17 protein-coding genes are annotated in these 20,543 nt (G+C 72.9%); 11 read left to right on the top strand and 6 right to left on the bottom strand.

Annotation, left to right across the window (positions count from 1 at the left end):
* Window positions 1-24 precede the first annotated feature (24 nt).
* From ABIC52_RS04820 to ABIC52_RS04810, 3 genes are all read left to right on the top strand, one after another.
* Window positions 25-1,713, top strand: coding sequence for a cation:proton antiporter (locus ABIC52_RS04820; protein ID WP_354026753.1), 1,689 nt, complete (start codon window positions 25-27; stop codon window positions 1,711-1,713).
* A gap of 329 nt (window positions 1,714-2,042) precedes the next feature.
* Window positions 2,043-3,452, top strand: coding sequence for an ABC transporter permease (locus ABIC52_RS04815; RefSeq protein ID WP_354026752.1), 1,410 nt, complete (start codon window positions 2,043-2,045; stop codon window positions 3,450-3,452).
* A gap of 53 nt (window positions 3,453-3,505) precedes the next feature.
* Entirely contained in the window at window positions 3,506-3,805 is a 300-nt protein-coding gene (locus ABIC52_RS04810) for a hypothetical protein (protein ID WP_209677962.1), read from the top strand.
* Between the two features lie 54 nt (window positions 3,806-3,859).
* Here ABIC52_RS04810 and ABIC52_RS04805 read toward each other — a convergent pair whose 3' ends face one another.
* Entirely contained in the window at window positions 3,860-4,366 is a 507-nt protein-coding gene (locus tag ABIC52_RS04805; protein WP_209823342.1) for an 8-oxo-dGTP diphosphatase, read from the bottom strand.
* 84 nt (window positions 4,367-4,450) lie between these two features.
* On the opposite strand from ABIC52_RS04805, the gene ABIC52_RS04800 reads away from it, so the two are divergent.
* Both ABIC52_RS04800 and ABIC52_RS04795 read left to right on the top strand, forming a co-directional pair.
* A complete protein-coding gene (locus tag ABIC52_RS04800) occupies window positions 4,451-4,801 on the top strand; it encodes a tryptophan synthase subunit alpha (RefSeq protein ID WP_126890271.1) in 351 nt (116 codons plus the stop codon).
* A 34-nt stretch (window positions 4,802-4,835) separates the two neighbouring features.
* Window positions 4,836-5,726 carry an aminodeoxychorismate lyase gene (locus ABIC52_RS04795; protein ID WP_354026751.1) on the top strand — a complete coding sequence of 297 codons (891 nt, stop codon included), beginning with the start codon at window positions 4,836-4,838 and terminating at the stop codon, window positions 5,724-5,726.
* Window positions 5,727-5,864: 138 nt separating this feature from the next.
* On the opposite strand, the gene ABIC52_RS04790 is transcribed toward ABIC52_RS04795, so the two are convergent.
* The gene (locus ABIC52_RS04790; RefSeq protein ID WP_354026750.1) at window positions 5,865-7,064 is read right to left on the bottom strand and encodes an amidohydrolase; all 1,200 of its coding nucleotides are present in this window, start codon (window positions 7,062-7,064) and stop codon (window positions 5,865-5,867) included.
* A 117-nt stretch (window positions 7,065-7,181) separates the two neighbouring features.
* Here ABIC52_RS04790 and ABIC52_RS04785 point away from each other — a divergent pair, with 117 nt between their 5' ends.
* Both ABIC52_RS04785 and ABIC52_RS04780 read left to right on the top strand, forming a co-directional pair.
* Entirely contained in the window at window positions 7,182-8,414 is a 1,233-nt protein-coding gene (locus tag ABIC52_RS04785; RefSeq protein WP_354026749.1) for a Fic family protein, read from the top strand.
* Entirely contained in the window at window positions 8,411-10,582 is a 2,172-nt protein-coding gene (locus tag ABIC52_RS04780) for a S9 family peptidase (protein WP_354026748.1), read from the top strand. Before ABIC52_RS04785 ends, ABIC52_RS04780 begins: the two co-directional genes overlap by 4 nt.
* A 73-nt stretch (window positions 10,583-10,655) precedes the next feature.
* Here the strand turns inward: ABIC52_RS04780 and ABIC52_RS04775 are convergent, their stop codons facing one another.
* Window positions 10,656-12,188 (bottom strand): CYTH domain-containing protein, encoded by a 1,533-nt coding sequence (locus ABIC52_RS04775; RefSeq protein ID WP_354026747.1) that lies wholly within the window; start codon window positions 12,186-12,188, stop codon window positions 10,656-10,658.
* 61 nt (window positions 12,189-12,249) lie between these two features.
* Between ABIC52_RS04775 and ABIC52_RS04770 the strand changes: the two genes are divergently transcribed.
* The gene (locus ABIC52_RS04770) at window positions 12,250-12,522 is read left to right on the top strand and encodes a mycoredoxin (protein WP_126890265.1); all 273 of its coding nucleotides are present in this window, start codon (window positions 12,250-12,252) and stop codon (window positions 12,520-12,522) included.
* 98 nt (window positions 12,523-12,620) lie between these two features.
* On the opposite strand, the gene ABIC52_RS04765 is transcribed toward ABIC52_RS04770, so the two are convergent.
* On the bottom strand, window positions 12,621-14,747 hold the full coding sequence (locus tag ABIC52_RS04765) for a DEAD/DEAH box helicase (RefSeq protein ID WP_174234671.1): 2,127 nt from the start codon (window positions 14,745-14,747) through the stop codon (window positions 12,621-12,623).
* Between the two features lie 475 nt (window positions 14,748-15,222).
* The gene (locus tag ABIC52_RS04760) at window positions 15,223-16,467 is read right to left on the bottom strand and encodes a phosphotransferase enzyme family protein (RefSeq protein WP_354026746.1); all 1,245 of its coding nucleotides are present in this window, start codon (window positions 16,465-16,467) and stop codon (window positions 15,223-15,225) included.
* A gap of 80 nt (window positions 16,468-16,547) precedes the next feature.
* Here ABIC52_RS04760 and ABIC52_RS04755 point away from each other — a divergent pair, with 80 nt between their 5' ends.
* Window positions 16,548-17,624, top strand: coding sequence for an FUSC family protein (locus ABIC52_RS04755; protein WP_354026745.1), 1,077 nt, complete (start codon window positions 16,548-16,550; stop codon window positions 17,622-17,624).
* Between the two features lie 59 nt (window positions 17,625-17,683).
* Here the strand turns inward: ABIC52_RS04755 and ABIC52_RS04750 are convergent, their stop codons facing one another.
* Window positions 17,684-18,121, bottom strand: coding sequence for a hypothetical protein (locus ABIC52_RS04750; protein WP_354026744.1), 438 nt, complete (start codon window positions 18,119-18,121; stop codon window positions 17,684-17,686).
* A gap of 246 nt (window positions 18,122-18,367) precedes the next feature.
* On the opposite strand from ABIC52_RS04750, the gene ABIC52_RS04745 reads away from it, so the two are divergent.
* Together ABIC52_RS04745 and ABIC52_RS04740 are read left to right on the top strand one after the other, a co-directional pair.
* Window positions 18,368-19,045 (top strand): response regulator transcription factor, encoded by a 678-nt coding sequence (locus ABIC52_RS04745; protein ID WP_066653196.1) that lies wholly within the window; start codon window positions 18,368-18,370, stop codon window positions 19,043-19,045.
* Window positions 19,042-20,541, top strand: coding sequence for a sensor histidine kinase (locus tag ABIC52_RS04740; RefSeq protein ID WP_126892552.1), 1,500 nt, complete (start codon window positions 19,042-19,044; stop codon window positions 20,539-20,541). The genes ABIC52_RS04745 and ABIC52_RS04740 overlap by 4 nt, the downstream gene beginning before the upstream one ends.
* Window positions 20,542-20,543: the final 2 nt, after the last annotated feature.

Here is a 20,543-nt window from a genome sequence, read left to right as displayed (position 1 = left end):
CATGTCGATGGGAGAATGAGTCCCATGGACACCGCGGAACTCCTCATCCTGTTGATCGGTTCGCTCGCGGTGACCGGCTTCGCGCGGGCGAAGGGCCTCCCCGCTCCCCTGCTGGTGACGGCCGTGGCGCTCGCGGTCTCGTTCCTGCCGGGCCTGCCGGAGATCGAGATCGACTCCGAGGTGATCCTCACCGTCGTCCTCCCGCCGCTGCTGTACTCCGCCGCGCTCGACGTGTCGTGGCAGAGCTTCCGGCAGTCCATCAAGCAGATCCGACGACTCGGCATCTTCCTCGTCATCGTCACCGCCCTCGCGGTGGCGGTCGCGGCGTACGTCCTCATCCCGGACATGGACTGGCCGGCGGCGATCCTGCTCGGCGCCGTGGTCGCTCCGCCGGACGCCGTGTCCGCCGCGGCGATCGGACGGAAGCTCGGGCTCCCGCGTCGGGTGATGACGGTCCTGTCCGGCGAGAGCCTCATCAACGACGCCGCGTCGCTCACGCTCGTCCGGGTCTTCACCCTCATCGCGGCGGGCACATCGCTGACGATCTGGCAGGACCTCGGCATCTTCGGGCTCGCGATCGGTGTCGGCCTGGCGGTGGGGATCGTGCTCGGGGTCGCCGTCCACTGGATCCGGATGCGCATCAACGACCCGGTCGTCGAGACGATCATGAGCATCCTGCTGCCCTTCGTCGCGTACGTCCTCGCCGAGCACCTCTCCGGCTCCGGGGTCATCGCCGTGGTGACCGCGGGCCTGTACATCGGCTACAACTCGCCGAAGGAGGGCTACGCGACCCGGCTGCAGGAGCGCCCGCTGTGGACGAGTGCGGACGTGATCCTCGAGGGGTTCGTCTTCGCGCTCATCGGCCTGCAGCTGAAGACCGTCGTGCAGGACCTCGTCGAGAGCGACCGCAGTCTGACGCAGACCCTCACCGCGGCGGCCGTCGTCCTGGTCGTCGTGGTCCTCGTGCGACCGCTCTTCGTGTTCGAGTCGTACGTGCGCAACCGCTTCAACGGCCGGTGGCTGCGACCGTTGCGCGTTCGGCTGTCCCGTGGTCACCGGTCCCTGCGCTGGCTGCGCGGTTCCGCCGAACCGAAGCTGAACTGGCGGGAGCTCACCGTCATCTCGTGGACCGGCATGCGCGGTGTGGTGACCCTCGCCGCGGCGGTCTCCGTCGTCGGCAACTCGGTCGACGTCAAGGCGCAGGACACCATCTTCGTGATCGCCTTCGTGGTCACCGTCGGCACGCTCCTGCTGCAGGGGCTGACCCTGCCCTTCGTGATCCGGGCGCTGCAGGTGCAGGACCCGGCCGAGGGCGAGGCGGACGTCCGCAGCGAGATGCGCCTCAACCAGCGCACCACCGAGGCCGCGATCGCCCTGCTCGAACGGCGACGACCGGCGTGGGCCGAGCAGTACGGCGCCGAGGCATCGGACAGCGTCGTGAACCGGCTGAAGGCCCGTCTCGAACGGCAGGCCGAGACGTTCCGCCGCGACGCCGAGGAAGAGGAGGTCGAGGACCGGAACGCTCCCCTCCGTCTCCGCGGCGCCCAGATCCAGGACATCCGGCGCGAGCTGCTCGACCGGCGGCGCGAGATCGTGCTCGAGGAGCGTGAGAAGGGCAACCTCGACGAGGAGGTCATGCGCCGCGTGCTCGTGACGCTCGACGCCGAGGAGCTCGCGATGGACTCGGCCCAGGCGTCCCGCAGCCGGTCCTGACCCGGCGCTGCCGGTCCAGCACAGCCGGTCCGGCGCAGCCGCGGCCGCAGCCGGTCCTGGGCCGGCAGCTCTCGGCGCGCGGTGAGCGCCCTCGGCGTACCGTGATGCTCCGACCAGCAGAAGGAGCAGAGCGCCGAGTGAGCGAGCCGCGGAACGACGTCCCCAGGAACAGCGACCTCCCCGATCGCGACGGAGTGCCGCGGTCGTCCGCGCCGAAGCCCCGGCAGACCCGCCCCTCGACCCGCGGCAGCTCGAAGCCCCGCCGCGGCGCACCGGTCGCCGGCAGTCGCGGCAGCGGTCACCGCGCGGCACGCGAGCGTCAGGCGCCGGTGCCCGAGCCGCAGAAGATCAGTCGCTACCGCCGCTGGTACGGCACGCTCCACCCCTCGCTGCAGCTCATCGGGCTGCAGCTGTGGATGCCGCTGTTCTTCATCGTCGGCTTCTGCCTCTGCTACGTCTTCGCCTTCCACGCCCCGCACCCGCACGACGTCCCCGTGGCGCTGGTCGGCAGCGACCCGACGCTCGTCGCCGCCGTCGACAAGGCCCTGCCCGGCGAGTACGTCTTCCATGTCTACGACTCGCTCGCCCGGGCGAAGCAGGACGTCCTCGCCGGCACGATGGCCGTCGCGTACGACCCGTCCGCCAACGAGGTCTTCAAGGCCAGCGCCCACCAGTTCCAGGTCGCCTCGCTCGTCCCCGCGACGCTGAGCTCCGTGCTCACCGGCATCGGCCTCGCCGCCCCGACCGTCACCGAGCTCGCACCGCTGCCCGCGTACGACGAGTACGGCACCGTCGCGATGTACGTCATGCTCGCCTGGTGCATCGGCGGCTACATGGTCGCGATGTTCATCGGCATCATGGGCGGCCCGCTGCGGCACCGCACCCGGATGACCGTGATCGTCGTCGGCGGCCTCGTGATCTCCCTGATCACGAACACGCTCGCCGGACCCGTCGTCGGCGCGATCCACGGGCACTGGATCGAACTCGTGCTGATCGCCTGGGGCTGGATCGTCGCGATCGGCCTCGCCGTGAACGGTCTGAGCTACTTCGTCGGCCGCTTCATCGCGGCGCCCGCGATGATCTGCTTCGTCTTCCTCTCGATGCCGTCCTCCGGCGGCGCGTACCCGAAGTGGTTCATGCCGGAGCCGTTCGCGTGGCTCAACCACGTCGTGGTCGGTTCGAGCATGGTCGACATGATCAAGCACGAGATCTACGGTGTCGGCCCCGGGTTCGGCCGTGGGCTGGTCACCATGGCCTGCTACGCCGCCGCCGGGCTCGTGCTGATGTTCTTCGGCAAGCAGTGGTGGGAACGCCGCCGGATCTCCGCGATCGTGAACGACCGCACGACGATGTTCCAGGACGCGCAGACCGCGAACCGCGAGTTCCTCGGCAAGCAGCGGGACGCCGAGCTCGAGCGCCACGGCCTGACCTCGACCGAGACCGGCACGCTGAGCGTCCTGCGCGACGACGACTGGGAGGACGACCGCCTCTCCGGCGACGTCTTCACCGGCGGCCGGGACGGGCTCGAGCAGGAGACCACCCCGACCGGACGCATCCCCGTGGTGCGGCAGGCGGACCGGTCCGGCCCCGGTCGGCCGGGAGGCTCGTCCAGCGGCCCGCGCACCCGTCCCGTCCCCCGCGTGGACGCGTCCGGTCGCCGCCCGGCCCCGGCAGGATCGCGCACGACGCGGACCGCCGCGCCCGACGAGCGCCCGCACGGACGGCACGCCGAGCGCTGAGCGGCTCCGGCGTCCGCTCGGTCCTTCCCCGGACCGCGCGTATCCTGTTCCGCATGCACCCGCGCACCGCCTGGCACCGCGTCCTCGTCACCGCCGTCGTCGCGTTCCTCGTGATCGCGGCCGCGCTCTACGCGGCGAGCGTGTTCCTCGCGCCCGCCGACGGCCGGAACACCGCCGGGCTGTTCGTCGGCTGGGCGATGTTCGCCGTCCTCGGGGCGATCGCGGCGGGGATCGTCGACTTCTTCGTCCGCCCGCTCGGCGGCCGCAGCGGGGACGCCGACGTCATGGCAGCCGCCGAGGAGGCGCGCACCGGCAGCACTCGCGTGCAGCAGGGCCGCGCCGGCGCCCGCTAGACCTGCGTCGACCGCCGACCAGCTGCGCCGTTCGCCAGACGCCCGCGCGGTTCGCTAGACGCCTGCGCCGCTGAAGCCCGAGACGGTCGCGTTGTCCTCCGCGAAGGTGAAGCGCGCTCGGACGCTCCCGCCGGCCAGCACCCCCGGCAACCAGTAGCGCGCGTCGTCCCACATCGCGTCGTACGGCACCGCGTCGACCGGGATCCACCGCGGCTCCAGCTCGTCGCTGCCCGAGGGCTCTCCCTGCCAGCGGCGGCACACGTAGACGTCCGAGACCTGGGACCAGGACGGGCGGAACGGGAACCGGTAGTCCAACGAGCCACGCGCCTCCAGGTCGTCCGGCTCGAGGCGCAGGCCGACCTCCTCCGCCACCTCGCGGACCGCTGCCGCCACCGGCGGCTCCCCCGGCTCCCGCTTGCCGCCCGGCCCGACGAGCCGCCCCGAACCGAGCCCGCGGCGCTTCTCGCCGAGCAGCACCTCGGGGCCGTCGGCGCCGTCACGGAGCAGGTAGACGACCACGACCGGGGCGTGCTGGGACTTCGTCTCGTCGCGTTCGGTCACGGTCCCCAGTCTGGCGGACGTGTCCGGTGGACGCTCCGTGCTGGCGTACGATCGCTGGCATGGCAGGCGGGCTGCGGGGGCACCATGGCTGAGCCCCGCAGGACCGGGCGCAGCCTCGAAGTGCTGCGCGCCGAGGCCGCCGAGGAGATCTCGATGATCGTCGAGCACCGCAGCCGCGCGGGCGAGGACCCGTGGGAGTTCATGCCCACGCTCCCGACCGTCGACGAGCAGGTCGTGCTCATCCTCCGGGCGGACGCGGTCGAGCTCGACGCGGCGATCGGGCAGCGCAGCGCGCACTGGGCGGGTCACCCGGCCTCCGGGCAGGGCACCGAGCTCGGTGAGGAGTACCACCGGCTCCGCCGCATCGCCCTGCAGCACCCCGAGCTGACGCCCGCGGTGTGGAAGCTCATGGGCGCACTCCCCGGCCGCGACTGACGCCCCCGGCCCGGCGCTGCGGTTGGATGGTGCCATGACCGACACCGTCCTCGCCGTCCTCAACCAGCCCTCGCGCGACGCCGCCCCGCACGACCCCGAGGCCGACGCGTACACGTGGGCGAAGCCGCTCGAGGAGCACCTGCAGGTGCAGGACCTCGGTGCGATCCGCGGCGACGGGGTGTTCGAGACCATCACCGTGGTGGACGGTCGCCCGCAGGCACTCGAACCGCACCTGGCTCGGTTCGTCCGGTCCGCCGCGATGCTCGACCTCCCGGCGCCGGACCTCGACGCGTGGCGACAGGCGATCGAGGCGGTGTGCGCCCGGCTCGACCCGGTGCGCGAGGCGTTCGCGAAGACCGTGATGACCCGCGGCGTCGAGGGCTCGGGCCGTCCGACCGGCTGGGTCTACGCGGCGCCGTCCGGCGACCAGACCGCCGCACGCACCGAGGGCATCGCCGTCGTGACGCTCGACCGCGGCTACCGGCACGACGTCGAACGGACCTCGCCGTGGCTGCTGCAGGGCGCGAAGACGCTGTCCTACGCGGTGAACATGGCGGCGCTCCGTGAGGCCGAGCGTCGCGGCGCCGACGACGCGCTCTTCGTGTCGACCGACGGCTACGTGCTCGAGGGCACCCGCGCGAACCTCGTGGTGTCGGTCGACGGGCGGTTCGTGACGCCGCGGACCGACATCGGGATCCTGGCCGGGACGACGCAGGCCGACGTCTTCCGCTTCGCCGAGGGCGAGGGCATCGCGACGTCGTACGAGCTGCTCACCCTGGCCGACCTCGAGGCCGCCGACGCCCTCTGGCTGCTGTCGAGCGTGCGTCAGGCGGCGCCGATCCGGTCGGTGAACGGCGTCGTCCGGACGATGGACCTGCCGATGACCGAGCGCATCAACGACTTCCTGCTGTCCCGCGACGCCTGACGCTCGGCGCCCCCTCCGCGGGACGCAACGTCGGCGGTTGCTCGCAGCGGTACGGCGTTGCGAGCAACCGCCGAGGTTGCGTCGTGCGGACGGGAGGACCGTGGCGGGGCCGCCACGAGCCTCCAGTCCGTCACCGGGTCACCAGCGCGGCGTGGTGACGCCCGTCCCGTCGGCCCACTCGTAGACGGACGCGCCCTCGATCCAGACGCGCGTCGCGCGGCTGGTCGCGGCGAGCGGGTCGCCGTCCCACAGGACCAGGTCGGCGTCGAAGCCCGGCGCGATGCGGCCGACACGGTCGCCGAAGCCGAGGAAGTCCGAGGGGTTCGTCGTGAGGGCCTCGAGCGCGGTCTGCCAGGGCAGGCCCTCCTTGACCGCCGCGGTGGCCTGGTCGACCAGCATCGCGATCGGTACGACCGGCGCGTCCGTCGTGATCGCCACCCGGACGCCGGCGGCGGCGAGCGCCACGACGTTCGGGATGCCGCGGTCGCGGAGCTCCACCTTCGAGCGACTCGTGAACAGCGGGCCGTAGATGACCGGGACGTCGCGCTCCGCGAGCAGGCCCGCGATCTTGTGGGCCTCGGTGCCGTGGTTCACGACCAGCCGGTAGCCGAACTCGTCCGCCAGGCGGAGTGCGGTCGCGAGGTCGTCGTGCCGGTGCACGTGCTGGTCCCAGGCGAGCTCGCCGTCGAGCACCCGGACGAGCGTCTCCTTCGTCAGGTCGCGGGTGAAGGGCTCCCCCTTCGCCGCGGCTGCGTCGCGCGCGGTGCGGTAGTCCTGGGCGGCGACGAAGGCCTCGCGGATGACCTTGGCGACGCCGAGCCGCGTCGACGGCGTCTTCCCCTTCTCGCCGTACACCCGCTTCGGGTTCTCGCCGAGCGCGCTCTTCACGCTCACGGCGTCGGAGACGAGCTGCTCGTCGATCGTCCGCCCGCCCCAGGTCTTGATGGCGACGGTCTGCCCGCCGATCGGGTTGCCCGACCCGGGCTTCACGACGATGCTCGTGATGCCGCCGGACAGCGCGTCGCGGAACCCCTCGTCGTCGATGTCGACCGCGTCGATCGCCCGGACCGCGGCCTGGTTCGGGTCGGTCATCTCGTTCGTGTCGTTGCCGGCCCAGCCGTTCGCCTCCTCGTGGATGCCGACGTGGCCGTGCGACTCGACGAAGCCGGGGACGAGCCAGGCGCCGGCGGCGTCGACGACCGGGAGGCCCGCCGGCGGCGCGATGTCCGGGCCGACCGCGGTGATGCGTCCGTCCTCGACGACGACGGCACCCCCGTCGAAGGGCGGAGCGGTGACGGGGACGACGTGGGCCCCGGTGACGACGAAGGAGTTGCGCATGCCACCACGGTACGGCGGCCCACCGTCCTCGCCCGCGAAATCTGGATTCCTGGTGTCGGCGCGCTGGGCTGTCCTACCGTGTCGCCACCCACGATCGACGAGTCCCCAGGAGGCGCCGTGTCCCGACCCCGACCGACCTGGCCCGCGCACGGCACCGTCGTCCGCCCGTGGCGCAGCGCCCTCCGCGGCGACCGCGACGTCCGGACGACCTCGACCGTCACGGCCTCCGTCCCACCGCGCATCACCGACGCCTGCTGGGAGCCCGACGACGCCACCGCGGCGCTGCTCGACCGGAGCCTCGACGCGCTCCGAGCCCTCGACGACGACGGTGGTCCCGATCCCCTGCACCGGCTGCTCAGCCGCACCGAGGCGGCCGCGACCTCGCGCATCGAGCACGAGGACGCCACGGCCGAGGACGTCGCACGGGCCATGGTGGGTGTGCGGGCGAACACGAGCGCCTCGGCGATGGTGCAGGCCGGGGACGCCCTCGAGCGCCTGGTCCGGGCAGCCGGGGCCGGTCACCTCGACGAGGCCACGCTCCTCGACGCGCACCGGGGGCTGCTGCGCGGCGATCCCGTGGACGGTCCGCACGCCGGCCGCTACCGCACCGTGCAGAACTGGATCGGCGGCGGACGCACCCCGCGTGACGCCGACCACGTCCCGCCGCCGCCCGACCTCGTCCCCGCGCTCATGGGCGACCTCGTCGCGTTCCTCGAGCGCGACGACCTGCACCCGGTGGCCCAGGCGGCGATCGCACACGCGCAGTTCGAGTCGGTCCACCCGTTCACCGACGGCAACGGTCGGACGGGCCGCGCGCTCGTCGCCGCGGTGCTGCGCCGTCGGGGAGCGACGCGACGGACGAGCCCACCGGTCTCGTCCGTCCTGGTCGCCGAGCGCGGCAGGTACTTCCGTCACCTGACGCAGTACCGCGACGGGCACGTCGACGAGTGGGTCCGCGACGTGGCGATCGCCGTGGGCACCGGTTCGGACGAGGCGCTCGTGACGGGTCTGCTGCTCGACGAGGTGGCGCAGGACCGCGCGGCGACGACCTGCGCCTCCGGCCCGCACGCGGTGCTCGGGCGGGCACTCGAGCAGGACGCCGTCCTGACCGAGGACCACGCCGAGGACCTCCTCCGCCGCTCGATCGCGCAGGGCGTCGCCAGGGGGCCGGTCGAGCCGCTGCTCGAGACCACGGTCGCCGACCTCTGCCGGGCCGGGGTCCTCCGGCCGGTGACCGCACGTCGTCGGCGCCGAGCGTGGATCGCGCCGGCGGTGGTGGCCGAGCTCGACGCGTTCACCGAGCGCGTGCGAGCAGGTGTCGAGGCCCGGGCGCATAGGGTGGCGTGGTGAGCAGCGAGCACGCCCAGGCCACCCCGCCGACCGCCGCCAAGCGGCCCGTCACGCGGACCCACCACGGCATCGACTTCGTCGACGACTACGAGTGGCTGCGGGACAAGGAGTCACCGGAGACCCTCGCCCACCTCGAGGCCGAGAACGCGTGGACCGAGGCACGTACGGCGCACCTCGCGGGCCTCCGCGACCGCATCTTCGCCGAGGTGAGGAGCCGCGTGCAGGAGACCGACCTCTCCGTGCCGGTGCGCATGGGTGACTGGTGGTACTTCACGCGCACGGCCGAGGGCAGCCAGTACGGCGTTCAGTGCCGCGCGCCGATCAGCGGACCGGACGACTGGACGCCGCCCAGGGTCGACGAGGGCGCTGCGGCCCTGCCCGGTGAGCAGGTCGTCCTCGACGGCAACGCCCTGGCCGAGGGGCACGACTTCTTCTCGCTCGGCAGCTACGACATCAGCGACGACGGCACCCGCCTGCTCTACGGCGTGGACGTCGAGGGCGACGAGCGCTACACGCTGCACGTGCGCGACCTGACGACGGGCACCGACCTCGGCGACGAGATCCCGGACACGGGATCGGGCGCCACCTTCGACCCGTCCGGGCAGTACGTGTTCTACCCGACGGTCGACGAGTCCTGGCGTCCGGACCGCATCTGGCGGCACGCGGTCGGCAGCGCCACCGGCGACGACGTCGTGGTGTTCGAGGAGCCCGACGACCGCTACTGGGTCGGCGTCGGCGTCACCCGCTCGTCGCAGTACATCGTCATCGAGCTCGGGTCGAAGATCACGTCCGAGGCGCTGGTGCTCGACGCGGCCGACCCGACCGGCGAGTTCCGGGTCGTCTGGCCGCGGCGCGACGGCGTCGAGTACGAGATCGAGCACGCCATCGTCGGTGGGAGCGACCGCTTCCTGGTGCTGCACAACGACGGCGCCGAGAACTTCGAGCTCGTCGACGTCCCCGCGGACGACCCGACCTCGGAGCACGACCGTCGTGTCGTCGTCGCGCACCACTCCGAGCGCCGCATCGAGTCCGTGGACGCCTTCGCCGGTCACCTTGCGCTCGAGTACCGGGCCGAGGCGCTCCCCCGCGTCGCGGTCATCCCGATCGAGGGCGACGGGTACGGCGACGCGCACGAGGTCCCCTTCGACGAAGCACTGTTCTCGGCGGGGCTCGGCGGCAACCCGGAGTGGGAACAGCCGACCCTGCGCATCGGCTACACGTCCTTCGTGACCCCGTCCGAGGTGAGCGACCTCGACCTGGCGACCGGCGAGGTCACGGTGCTCAAGCGACAGCCGGTCCTCGGCGGCTACGACCCGGCCGACTACGTGCAGGAGCGTGACTGGGCGACCGCCCCGGACGGCACGAAGGTACCGATCTCGCTCGTCTGGCGCCGCGACGCGGTCGACGCCGGCACCCCGGCGCCGCTGCACCTGTACGGGTACGGCTCGTACGAGCACTCGATCGACCCGGGCTTCAGCGTCATGCGCCTGTCGATGCTCGACCGTGGGGTCGTCTTCGCGGTCGCCCACGTGCGGGGTGGCGGCGAGATGGGTCGGCACTGGTACGAGGACGGCAAGACACTGACGAAGAAGAACACCTTCACCGACTTCGTCGCGGTCGCCGAGCACCTCATCGAGACCGGCCGGACGAGCGCCGACCGTCTCGTGGCCGAGGGCGGCAGCGCCGGAGGCCTGCTGATGGGTGCCGTCGCGAACCTGGCGCCCGAGCGTTTCGCGGGCATCCTGGCCGCCGTGCCGTTCGTCGACGCGCTGACCAGCATCCTCGACCCGGACCTGCCGCTCACCGTGATCGAGTGGGACGAGTGGGGCGACCCGCTGCACGACGCCGAGGTCTACCGGTACATGAGCGAGTACTCGCCGTACGAGAACGTGCGCGACGACGTGCAGTACCCGCAGATCCTCGCCGTGACGTCGATCAACGACACGCGTGTGCTCTACGTGGAGCCGGCGAAGTGGACCGCGAAGCTCCGCGAAGTCGGTGCTCCGGTGCTGCTGAAGACCGAGATGGCCGCGGGGCACGGTGGGGTGAGCGGGCGGTACGACTCCTGGCGTGAGCGGGCGTTCGAGCTCGCCTGGCTGCTCGACGTGCTGGGCCTGGCCGACGTGAACGCTGCGGCGGCCTCCGCGGAGCCGATCGCCGCCGGCTGAGCGGGGCCGACTGCCGGTAGCGCGCCGTCGGCGCGCTACCGGCAGCCCGCTGCGCGCTACCCGCGCGCCGGGCTCAGACGCGGTTGAGCGCGTGCACCGCCTGGTCGTAGGAGTCCTCCGCGAGCCGCACACGGTCCCCCGCGAGCACGCCGTAGCCGAACGTGCCCTCGCCGCCACGCTCGGCGATGCCGGAGTGCACGCGGAGCACGTCGAGGGCGTGGAGCGAGCGCACCCGCTCGGTGAGCACGTCCGCGGCGTCCCCGATCCGCTTCCACAGCGCGTGCGGGAAGGCGTCGTCACCGAGGACGTCCATCGCCGCCCGAGCGCGCGTCGCGGCCCGCCAGGCCTCTTCCGTCGCGGCACGCTCGGCGGCCTCACGGTCGACGAGCCCGACGCTCTCGTCGTCGTCCCCGACGGCGTTCCGGACGAGTTCGCGGACACGGGGCTTCTCGATCGCCGAGACGTCCTGCGCGACGTGCTTCGGTGACCGCAGCGCCCACGGGGTCGGGGCCGGCCGCTCGACCGCGTCGTCGAGGGCGTCGAGGAGTTCGAGGTACGGCTCCGAGTGGAGGAACGCCGTGACCTCGCCGACCGCGACGGCGCGGCGCTCGCGCGTTGCGGCGAGCACCCGTTCCCGGGTCATCGCGTCCACGAGCAGGTCCTGCGCCGGCGTGGACGCGTACGGGAGTCGCTCCACCAGGTAGTCGGCCAGCGCGGCTCGTGCCGTCACCGCGGCCAGCGAGTCAGCGGCCTCGGCGGCGCGGTCGGCAGCGGGGGTGGCGGGGAAGGCCGGGCGGTACGAGCCGAGCACGGCGGCGATGTCCAAGGCCGTCCGGGCCGTCTCGCGGAGGTCGGCGTCCGCGCCGGACCGGAGCTGTGCCTCCAGGGCGAGCAGGGCGCCACGCAGCTTGCGCAGGCGCTTGGTGAGTGCCCGTGCGGCGGTGTGCTTCTCGGGCTTCTCCGCCGTCCGGAGCCGCGCAGCGGGGGCACCCTCGAGGCCCCGCGCGAGCTTCGAGGTGACCGCCGCGGGGTGCGCACCGATGTCGGCGAAGCGCCCGTCGAGCGATGCGAACAGCTCGTGCGCCACCTGCTCGTCGACGCCCTCGACCACCTCGACCTCGACCTCGCGCCAGGTGTGCGGGGTCGCGGGGGCCTGGTCGTCCAGGCGCCGGGCGACCACGCGGTCGTCGGCGAGTTCGGCGACCTGGTCGTCGTCCTCGTCGAGCAGCCGGGTGACCGCCCGGGTGGTGGTGATGCGGACGACGGGACGCAGGCCGCGACCACGGCGCTCGGTGAAGAGTGCGGCGAGGACCTCGTCGGGCACCGTGTCGGCGTCCTCGGTCAGGGGGAAGTGCTGCTCGTGCCGGACGGTGTCCGACGCGGCGCGCTTGATGTGCCAGCCGGCGTCCGGGCCGCCCGTGCGTCGTCGGACGGTCACGCGCGACGCGACGAGGTCGTACCGCTCGGTGTCCCAGTAGGTGGCGTCGAGCTCGAACTGCTCCTGGTGCTCCGTCCGGGCGATGCTGCCGACGCCGACGAGGTCCGGCAGGGCGTCGCCCTCGGGCATGTCGTACGTACGCTCGATCTCGAGGTGGGTGTCCGTCACGCGCTCTTGTCTACCAGGGGTCACCGGGGTTCCCCGAACCGGCGGGGTTAGCCTGGGCCTCATGAGCGAGACAGTCACCCGCGACGCGTTCGTGCCCGAGGCCGGCGGCGTCACGATGTTCACGACGACCTGGTGCGGCTACTGCGCCCGGCTGAAGAACCAGATGACCAAGGCGGGTGTGCCCTTCCGCGAGGTCGACATCGAGCACACCCCGGGCACGGCCGAGCTCGTCGCCGAGGTCAACGGCGGCAACCAGACCGTGCCGACGCTGGTGTTCCCGGACGGCAGCACGGCGACGAACCCGTCCCTGGCCGAGGTGCAGTCGCGCATCTGAGGCGCCAGCGGAACCACGAAACCGACATCGAACCAGGCCGAGGCGTTGGTTCCATGTCGGTTTCGTGGTTCGGAGCGACTCCGCGCGCACCCGAACGCTCAGCCCCCGAGCGCCTCCGTCAGCAGCGCCACCATCGCGTCGAGCTGAATGTCACCCGAGTCGGCGATCTCCTCGTCGGAGCCGTCGAGCGCGCGGGCGGCCAGGGACGCCTTCGAGTCGATGAGCTCGGCGATCTTGGTGTCGATCGTCTGCGCCGCGATGATGCGCCACGCGGTGACGGGCTCTTCCTGCCCGATGCGGTGCACGCGGTCGATCGCCTGCGTCTGCTCGGCCGACGTCCACGACAGCTCGGCGAGCACGACGTTCGACGCCACCTGCAGGTTCAGGCCGACGCCGGCGGCGGTGAGCGAGCAGACGATCACGGCCACGTCGGGGTCGTTCACGAACGCGTCGATCTCGGCCGTGCGCTGCGCGGGCGTCTGGTCGCCGCGGACGGTCGCGGTCTTCAGGTGCCGACGGGCGAAGACCTCCTCCGCCTGGTCCATCACGTCGAGGTGCTTGGCGAAGAACACGACCTTGCCGACGTTCGAGGCGAGCTGCGCCGCGTAGTCCGCCGCGAGCTGCGCCTTGGCCCGACCGATGCGCCGCACCATCGAGAACACGTTCTCGCCGGTCGACGAGGCGTCCTGGTCCTCGAGCTCCCACCGCGCGACCTGGCGGACGAGCTTGTGGTCGATGCCGACGACCGGGTCCTGACCGGTGCGGGCGTCGAGCGCCTGGTGGTAGCGGCGGACGAGCTTCGCGGTGAGCTCCCGCTCGGCGTCGCGGATCGAGCGGCCCTCGTCACCGTCGAGCTCGACCGGGATGTCGGCGATGCGTCGGGCGGGGATGTCAGCGGCGACGTCGACCTTGCGGCGTCGGACGATGCCCTGGTCGATGACGGCCTTGCGCGCCTCGACGAAGAAGCCGGGGTCGGCCGGGGTGAGCCCGATGTCCTCGAGCTCGTTCATGAGCGTCGCGCGGGGCTTCTTGTCGTCGATCCAGCCGAGGAACTCCCAGATGGTGCGGAAGTCCTCGACCGAGTTGATCAGCGGGGTACCGGTCAGCGCCATGAACAGCGGCGACGACACCCGCGAACGGATCTGCTCGGCGAGCTGCAGCACGAACCGGGAGCGCTGCGACTCCTTGTTCTTGATGAAGTGCGCCTCGTCGACGACCATGCCCTTGAACCCGAAGGACCCGAGCCACCCGGCATGCCGGTCGAGGATCTCGTAGTTCACGATGACGATGTCGGCGAAGCCGTCCAGGTCGTCGCCGTCGCCGTGGATGACGGTGGCGGTGCGGTTCGGCACCCAGCGCTCGGCCTCGCGCGCCCAGTTCGTCTTCACGACGTTCGGCACGACGACCAGCAGCGGAAAGGCGTTCGCGGCGTCGGCGGCGAGCAGCGACTGCGCGGTCTTGCCGAGGCCGGGCTCGTCGGCGAGCAGGAAGGTCCGGTGTCCGTGCGACGCGGCGGCGACGAGCTCCGCCTGGTGCTTCATCAGCGTGGTGCCGGAGCGCGAGTGCAGCGACGTCGGCTCGGGCAGCTGCATCGACGCCGCTCCCCCGCCCGCGCCGTACTCGAACGACTTGAACAGCGGACCGAACAGCTCCCAGTTCGCCAGGCGACGCGGGTGCGCGACGGGCTGGTCGGCGAGGGCGAAGTCCGGCGGCAGGAACGGGTTGGCGAGCTGCCGCTGCACGACCGCCTGCGGCACGACCGCGCGCACGGGCGACTCGACCACGGGCGAGGGCTCCGCCGCGATGACGAGTTCCTCGGGCTGCAGCTCCATGCCGCCGGCGATCATCATGTCGCGCTTGACCGTCCGCGTCGCCTCGCTCACCGAGGCCTCCTCGGTCAGCAGCTGGATCACGCTGGTGTCGCGCGCGGCGGTCTTCGCCAGGATCGTGGCGACGCCGTCGAGACGCTTGAGCTGCTCGGCACGCTGCGCGTCGGTGAGCTCCGGGTCGGCCTTGACCCGCGCACGCTCCTCGCGCATCAGCAGGGCCACCGCCTGGAACTTCGACCGGTTGGACGCCTTGAGCGGTCCGCGCTGCGCCGCGGCCTCGACCTCGCGCACCGCGCGGGCGAGCACCGGGATGACACCGTCGTTGTCCAGCGGCCGGGTGCGGCGCGACGCGGTCCGCGTCCCGCCGGCTGCTCGCCGGGTGCCTGATCGAGCCAACGCTCCTCCTCCTTGCGCCCGTTCCGCACGGGCGAGCCGCCGTCGTGGCGGGAAGTCCTCGACCGGCGTCTGGTGCGACCCCGGTCCACGGGCCACCCTGGCCCGCTCGTGCGCCGGTCCCGTCGTGGGACGTCCGGTGGACTCCTGCGGCTCGTGCGGCCGGCACCCCGCGGGTGCTCGACACGACGATCCGCGCCGGGAGCCGGCGCCGTCGCACGCACGTGGTGCCCGTCGGACGCCCACGGATCCGGTCCCCGCGTCGGTTCTGTGACCGACAGCCGCGTCCGGAAACGACGCGGCACGCGACGACACGGTGCGTGCTGCGCACAGTTTACTCCCGCACCCCCGACGGAGGCGACTCGACGGGACCCGCGCGCGTCGTGCCTCCCGTCCGACCCGACGTGGCCGGGACCGACGTCGGTCGGGAGGCGCGACTCCCCGCCACCTGCCCGGCCGCGTCCGGCGGACGGCCCGGTCAGACCTGCGGTGCGGACCGCGGACGGAACACACCGTCCGACGGCACGGTCGGCGTCGCCTCGGCGAGCGCGGCGCGGGTCGCCGCCAACAGCTGCTGGGCCGTCCGGATCCCGTTCTCCGACCCGGTCGTGGCCTGCCCGCCCGCGTGGGCGAGGAGCTGCGCGCCGATCGCCGGACCGATGCGGTCGGCCTCCCCGGGGTTCCGGGCGACCCAGTCGCGGGCGACGGCGTCGGCGAGCCGCTCGGCCGCGGCCCCGCGCTCCGCGTCCCCGCGGGACCGGTGCCACAGCCCGGTGACGACCAGGTGGGCGACGACCGCCCCGACGTCGCGGACCGGGAAGCCCCAGCCGGCGGTGTCGATGTCGAGCAGACCGGAGATGCGCCACGGCTCGTCCTCGTCGACGAAGACCTGCTCGAGGTGCAGGTCGCCGTGCACGACCTGCTTCGTGGCGGCGCCCCAGCCGATGGACCGGCGACCGATGGCGTCGTAGAGCTCGTCGACCTCGGCGGCGTCCTGCGGCAGTGCGGCGACGAGCGTCCGGCGGTGCCAGTCCGCGTGGTCCATCGCGTCGGCTCGCGCCTGCTGCGTCATCGGGACCGTCGCGATGCGGCCGGTCAGGGCGGCGAGGGACGCGACGAACCGCGGGTCGTCGGCGATCTCGGTGATCCGGCTCCCCGCGGGCACGCCGCGGATGCGCTCGAGCACGAGCAGCCCGTCACCCCGGCTCGACAGCACCCGCGGGACCGGCAGCCCGGCCGCGACGAACTGTTCGTGGGTCTCGACGATCGGCGCGACGCGGTGCGGGCGGACGATCTTCAGGAACAGCACGCGCTCCGGAGCGTCGACGCGCACCACCGCGCGCTTGCCCGGGCGGTAGGCGGCGACCGACAGCACCGGATCGGTCACCGGCATGCCGAGGCCCGCGAGGAGCTCGGCGACGGCGTCGCGGTACGTCACCTGCGGCAGCACCGGCAACCCCGGGTCGTTCGGGTAGGCCCAGACCGAGACGGGCTCACCGGTGGCGGGGTCGGTGACGATGGCGCTGTTCTGGTCGTGGGCGCCACCGGTGTCGACGTAGGTCAGGACGGTGGCGCGCTGCCCGGCCCGGTCCACGGTGTCGACCTCGTAGCCGTAGAGGTACCCGTTGCCCGACGGCTCGACCGAGTGCGCGCGTGCGGCCACGACGGAGGTCCCGGAGCCGGCGAAGGCCTGCGGGATGACGCGCTCGTGGTTGGGCCACACGGGACCAGTCAACCGTGCCACGGCGGATTCGTCGCCATCGTGCACGGCTCGGCGTGCGGCTGGTGGCTACCGTGGTCGACGTGAACCCGGTCGCGCGTCTCCGCAGTTCCAGCCGAACGCCGTTCCTGCAGGTCGTCAAGACCGCGGTCGCGGTGGTCGCCGCGGTGCTGCTGTGCCGTGTCCTCATCGACGGACCGTTCCCGACCTTCGCCGCGATCGCCGCGCTGCTCGTCGTGCAGCCGAGCATCAACCAGTCCTTCGTCAAGGGGCTCGAGCGCAGCGCCGGCGTGGTGCTCGGTGTCGTGCTCGCGACCGCGTTCCACCTGCTGCTCGGCGACTCGGTCTGGGTCGTGCTCGTCGTCATCGTGCTCGCGATCCTGCTGAGCTGGGCGCTCCGGTTGACCCCGACCTCCGCCACCCAGGTCGGCATCAGCGGCATGCTCGTGCTCACCGCCGGGGTCGTCACGCCGAACTACTCGGCCGACCGGATCCTCGAGACCGTCATCGGTGCGGTCGTCGCTCTGGCGGTGAATGCCGTGATCGTGCCGCCGGTCCTGCTCGAGCCGGCGCACCTCGCGGTCGCCCGACTCGCGCGCGACACCGCCGCCGCGTTCGAGCGGATCGCGATCGGTCTCACCGAGGGCTGGGAGGCCGCCCGGTGGGACGAGGCCCTGCGGCAGGCGCGGGCGCTCCGGCAGCAGCACGCGCGGGCCGAGGCCTCGCTCACCGCTGCGGGCGAGTCGCTGACGATGAACCCGCGCGGCGGCCGGCACCGGACGATCCTGCAGCGCGACACGGCGATCGCCGAGCACCTGCGCGTGCTCGTCACGCGCGTCACCGGGATGACCCGGGCGATCCGCGACAACACCGCGCCGGACCTCCGGTCGGACCCGGTGGTGGGGAGCATCGCGACCGAGGTCGCCCGCGTCGGGGCGGACGTCCGGGCCCTCAGCGCACGGGTCGAGGCGACGCGGCTGCACCACGCGGAGCGAGACGGCTTCACCGGCACCGGTGGGGACGACACGACGGCGACGGAGCCCGCGTTGACGGCGCCGCTCGAGGTCGTCCGGCCGAACTCGCGCCACTGGGTGCTGATCGGCGCCCTGCTCGAGGACATCAGGCGCGTGCGCGAGGAGCTGCTCGGCGAGGACGACTGAGGCCCGCCGCGGGCCAGGCCGGCGCGCGGGGCGCCGTCAGGCCGACGCACGGGGCGCCGTCAGGCCGTGGCGTGGTGCGCTGCGTGGTCGGACACTGCCGCCGTTGCGACAGCGTCCGTGTCGACGGCAGCGGGAGCGTCGACGGCAGCGGGAGCGTCGACGGCAGCGGGAGCGTCGACGGCTCCGGCTGCCTCGACGGCGGTGAGCACCAGCCGGTCCCACAGCGCCGCGGCCGGCTCGTGGTCCCGGGACGGGGTCCCGCCGAAGCCCTGGATGGTCGCGACCGCTCGCTCGGCGCCGGCCTCGTGGGCCGCGCGGCTCGCGACGTCCGGCACCGCGCTCAGCAGCTCGGCGACGACCCGCTCGCGCCCGGCGTCCTCCAGTTCGCCCAGCACGCCGATGCCGTACCGCGCCGCCTCCAGCTCCACGGTCAACCGGACGATCGCCGGGTGGACGCTGTCGTCCGGACGGTACGGACGGTTCTCCTGATCCTGCACGGTGCCCCCTCGGGACACTGCGTCGGGTACGCCGTGTCCGGTGCGGACTCTAGCAACGCGGCGCCCGAGGGGCCGATACCCCACTCTGCGGGACGGAGCGTCCTACCCTCGTCCGAGTGACGCGCCGGCGGCACCGTGCGCTCGGTCGACGGACCGGGGTCACTGTGACGAGATTCAGCGACTTCCCACCCGGAACCGCCCACTGGTGACCGTTCCCTGCCACGATGGGGGCCGAGGAGGTCGATCATGCGCCTGTTGGTGGTCGAGGACGACGACGAGATGCGCGCGCTCATGGAGCGTGGGCTCGCGGCAGAGGGGTACCGCGTCACGGCGGTCGAGAACGGTGTCGAGGCGCTCATCGCCCTCGGCGAGCAGGCCTTCGACCTCGCAGTCGTAGACGTCATGATGCCGGGCATGTCCGGCTTCGAGCTCGCCCGCCGGATCCGCGAGCGCGAGGACCCAGTGCGCATCCTGCTCGTCACCGCGCGCGACGCCGTCGACGACCGGGTCTTCGGGCTCGACGCCGGCGCGGACGACTACCTGACGAAGCCCTTCGCCTTCGCCGAGCTGACCGCCCGGCTCCGTGCGCTCGGTCGCCGCGAGTCGGCCGCCGGGCAGCGGGTCATCGAGGTCGGCGACGTCGCCATCGACTCCGAGGCCCGACGGGTCTCGATCAAGGGCCAGCGCGTCGCCGTCAGCCCGACCGAGTTCGCCCTGCTCCGGCTGCTCGCGCGGTCGGTCGGCACGGTCGTCGACCGCCCGAAGATCCTCGAGGAGGTCTGGGACGGCTCGCAGCACGTCGACCCGAACGTCGTCGAGCAGTACATCTCGTACCTCCGCAAGAAGCTGACCTCGCACGAGGCGACGGTCGCCATCGCGACGGTCCGGGGCCGCGGCTACCGGCTCGACCTGCTCGGGGCGTGACCGGGTCGGCACCCACCACCGGGACGGTGCGCGGCGGACGCGGGCTGCCCCGGCCGCTCCGGGTGCTCTCGCTCCGCGCGCGCATCACCATCGGCTCGACGGCCATCGCCGCGGTCGTGATCCTGCTGCTCGTGCTCGTCATGCGCTTCCAGGTCGTCAGCGTGGTCGCGAGTGCCACGCGGACCCTGCTCGACGCCGACGTCGACCCGTACGTGGCGACGCTCGAGGTCGACAGCGACCCCGACCTGTCCGCGCCGGGCAACGCCCAGCTCGTCGCCGTCGTGGCGCCTTCCGGCCAGATCCGGCTGTCCACCATGCCACCCAGGGTCGAACGGGCACTCGGCAGCCTGACGTCGACCGAGTCGGGCACGTCGCTCATCACCGTCTCCGGGTCGGAGTACCGGGTCGTGATCGAGCACCCGGTCAACGCCGCCGGGCGCTGGACCGTCGTCGCCGCTCGGAACTCGCAGGCCGAGGCGATCGTGGTCGACGACCTCACCACGACCCTGTCGCTCACCGGTCTCGCGATCCTCATCGCCTTCGGCATCGCGTCCTGGGCCCTCGCGACCGCCGCGCTCCGCCCCGTGAACCGGATGCGCCGCGAAGCCGAACGACTCTCCGTCGCCCCCGAGCGCGCCGAGCTGCCGGTCGGCCCGGCACAGGACGAACTGGCCTCGCTCGCCACCACGCTGAACGCGTTCCTCGCCCGCACCCGCCAGGTGACGGAGCGCGAGCGCCAGATGGTCTCGGACGCCAGCCACGAGCTGCGGACCCCCCTCGCGATCCTGACCACCCAGCTCGACCTGGCCTCGCTCGACGGCGACGACGCGGCAGCGCTCGCGGCGCACATCGACCGCGCCAAGCGGAGCGTCGCCCGGCTCTCGCGGCTCGCGAACGACCTGCTCACGCTGTCACGCATCGAGGACGCCGAGGAACGCGAACAGGACGGTGCGCAGCCGACCACCACCTGGAGCGACCTGGGCGACGAGGTCATGGCCGCCGTCGACCGGGTGCGCCTCATCGCGTCGACGAAGGACATCACGGTCGACTTCGACCTCGAGCGCACCCCGGACCCCGTCGGAGCCGCGGAACCGCGCTTCCGCCTCGACACTGGCGGCATGGCGCAGCTCGTCACGAACACGGCGAGCAACGCGGTCGCGGCGCTCCCCCGCGGCGGCGGCGTCTTCGTGTCGTGGCGGGTCGAGGGCGACGAGGGCGTCCTGCAGGTCACGGACGACGGACCCGGCGTCCCCGAGTCGTTCATCCCCGTCGCGTTCGACCGGTTCACCCGACCGGACGAGGCCCGGACGTCGCGCCGCGACCCGGACCCGGCGACGGGTGGGGTGCCGGTGCCGGGCGGCTCGGGCCTCGGGCTCGCGATCGTGCGCGCTATCGCGGAACGGTCGGGAGGCACGGCTGCCCTCCGCAACGTCCGCTCCGGTGGCCTCGAGGTCACCGTGCGCATCCCCGTGGTGCGCGAGCAGACCGGGTCCTGACC

It is taken from the genome of Curtobacterium oceanosedimentum (genome assembly GCF_040545555.1).
In the GTDB taxonomy this organism is placed as follows: domain Bacteria; phylum Actinomycetota; class Actinomycetes; order Actinomycetales; family Microbacteriaceae; genus Curtobacterium.
Note: the sequence above shows the minus strand (reverse complement) of the source record. Positions and strands in the feature narration are given on the sequence as shown.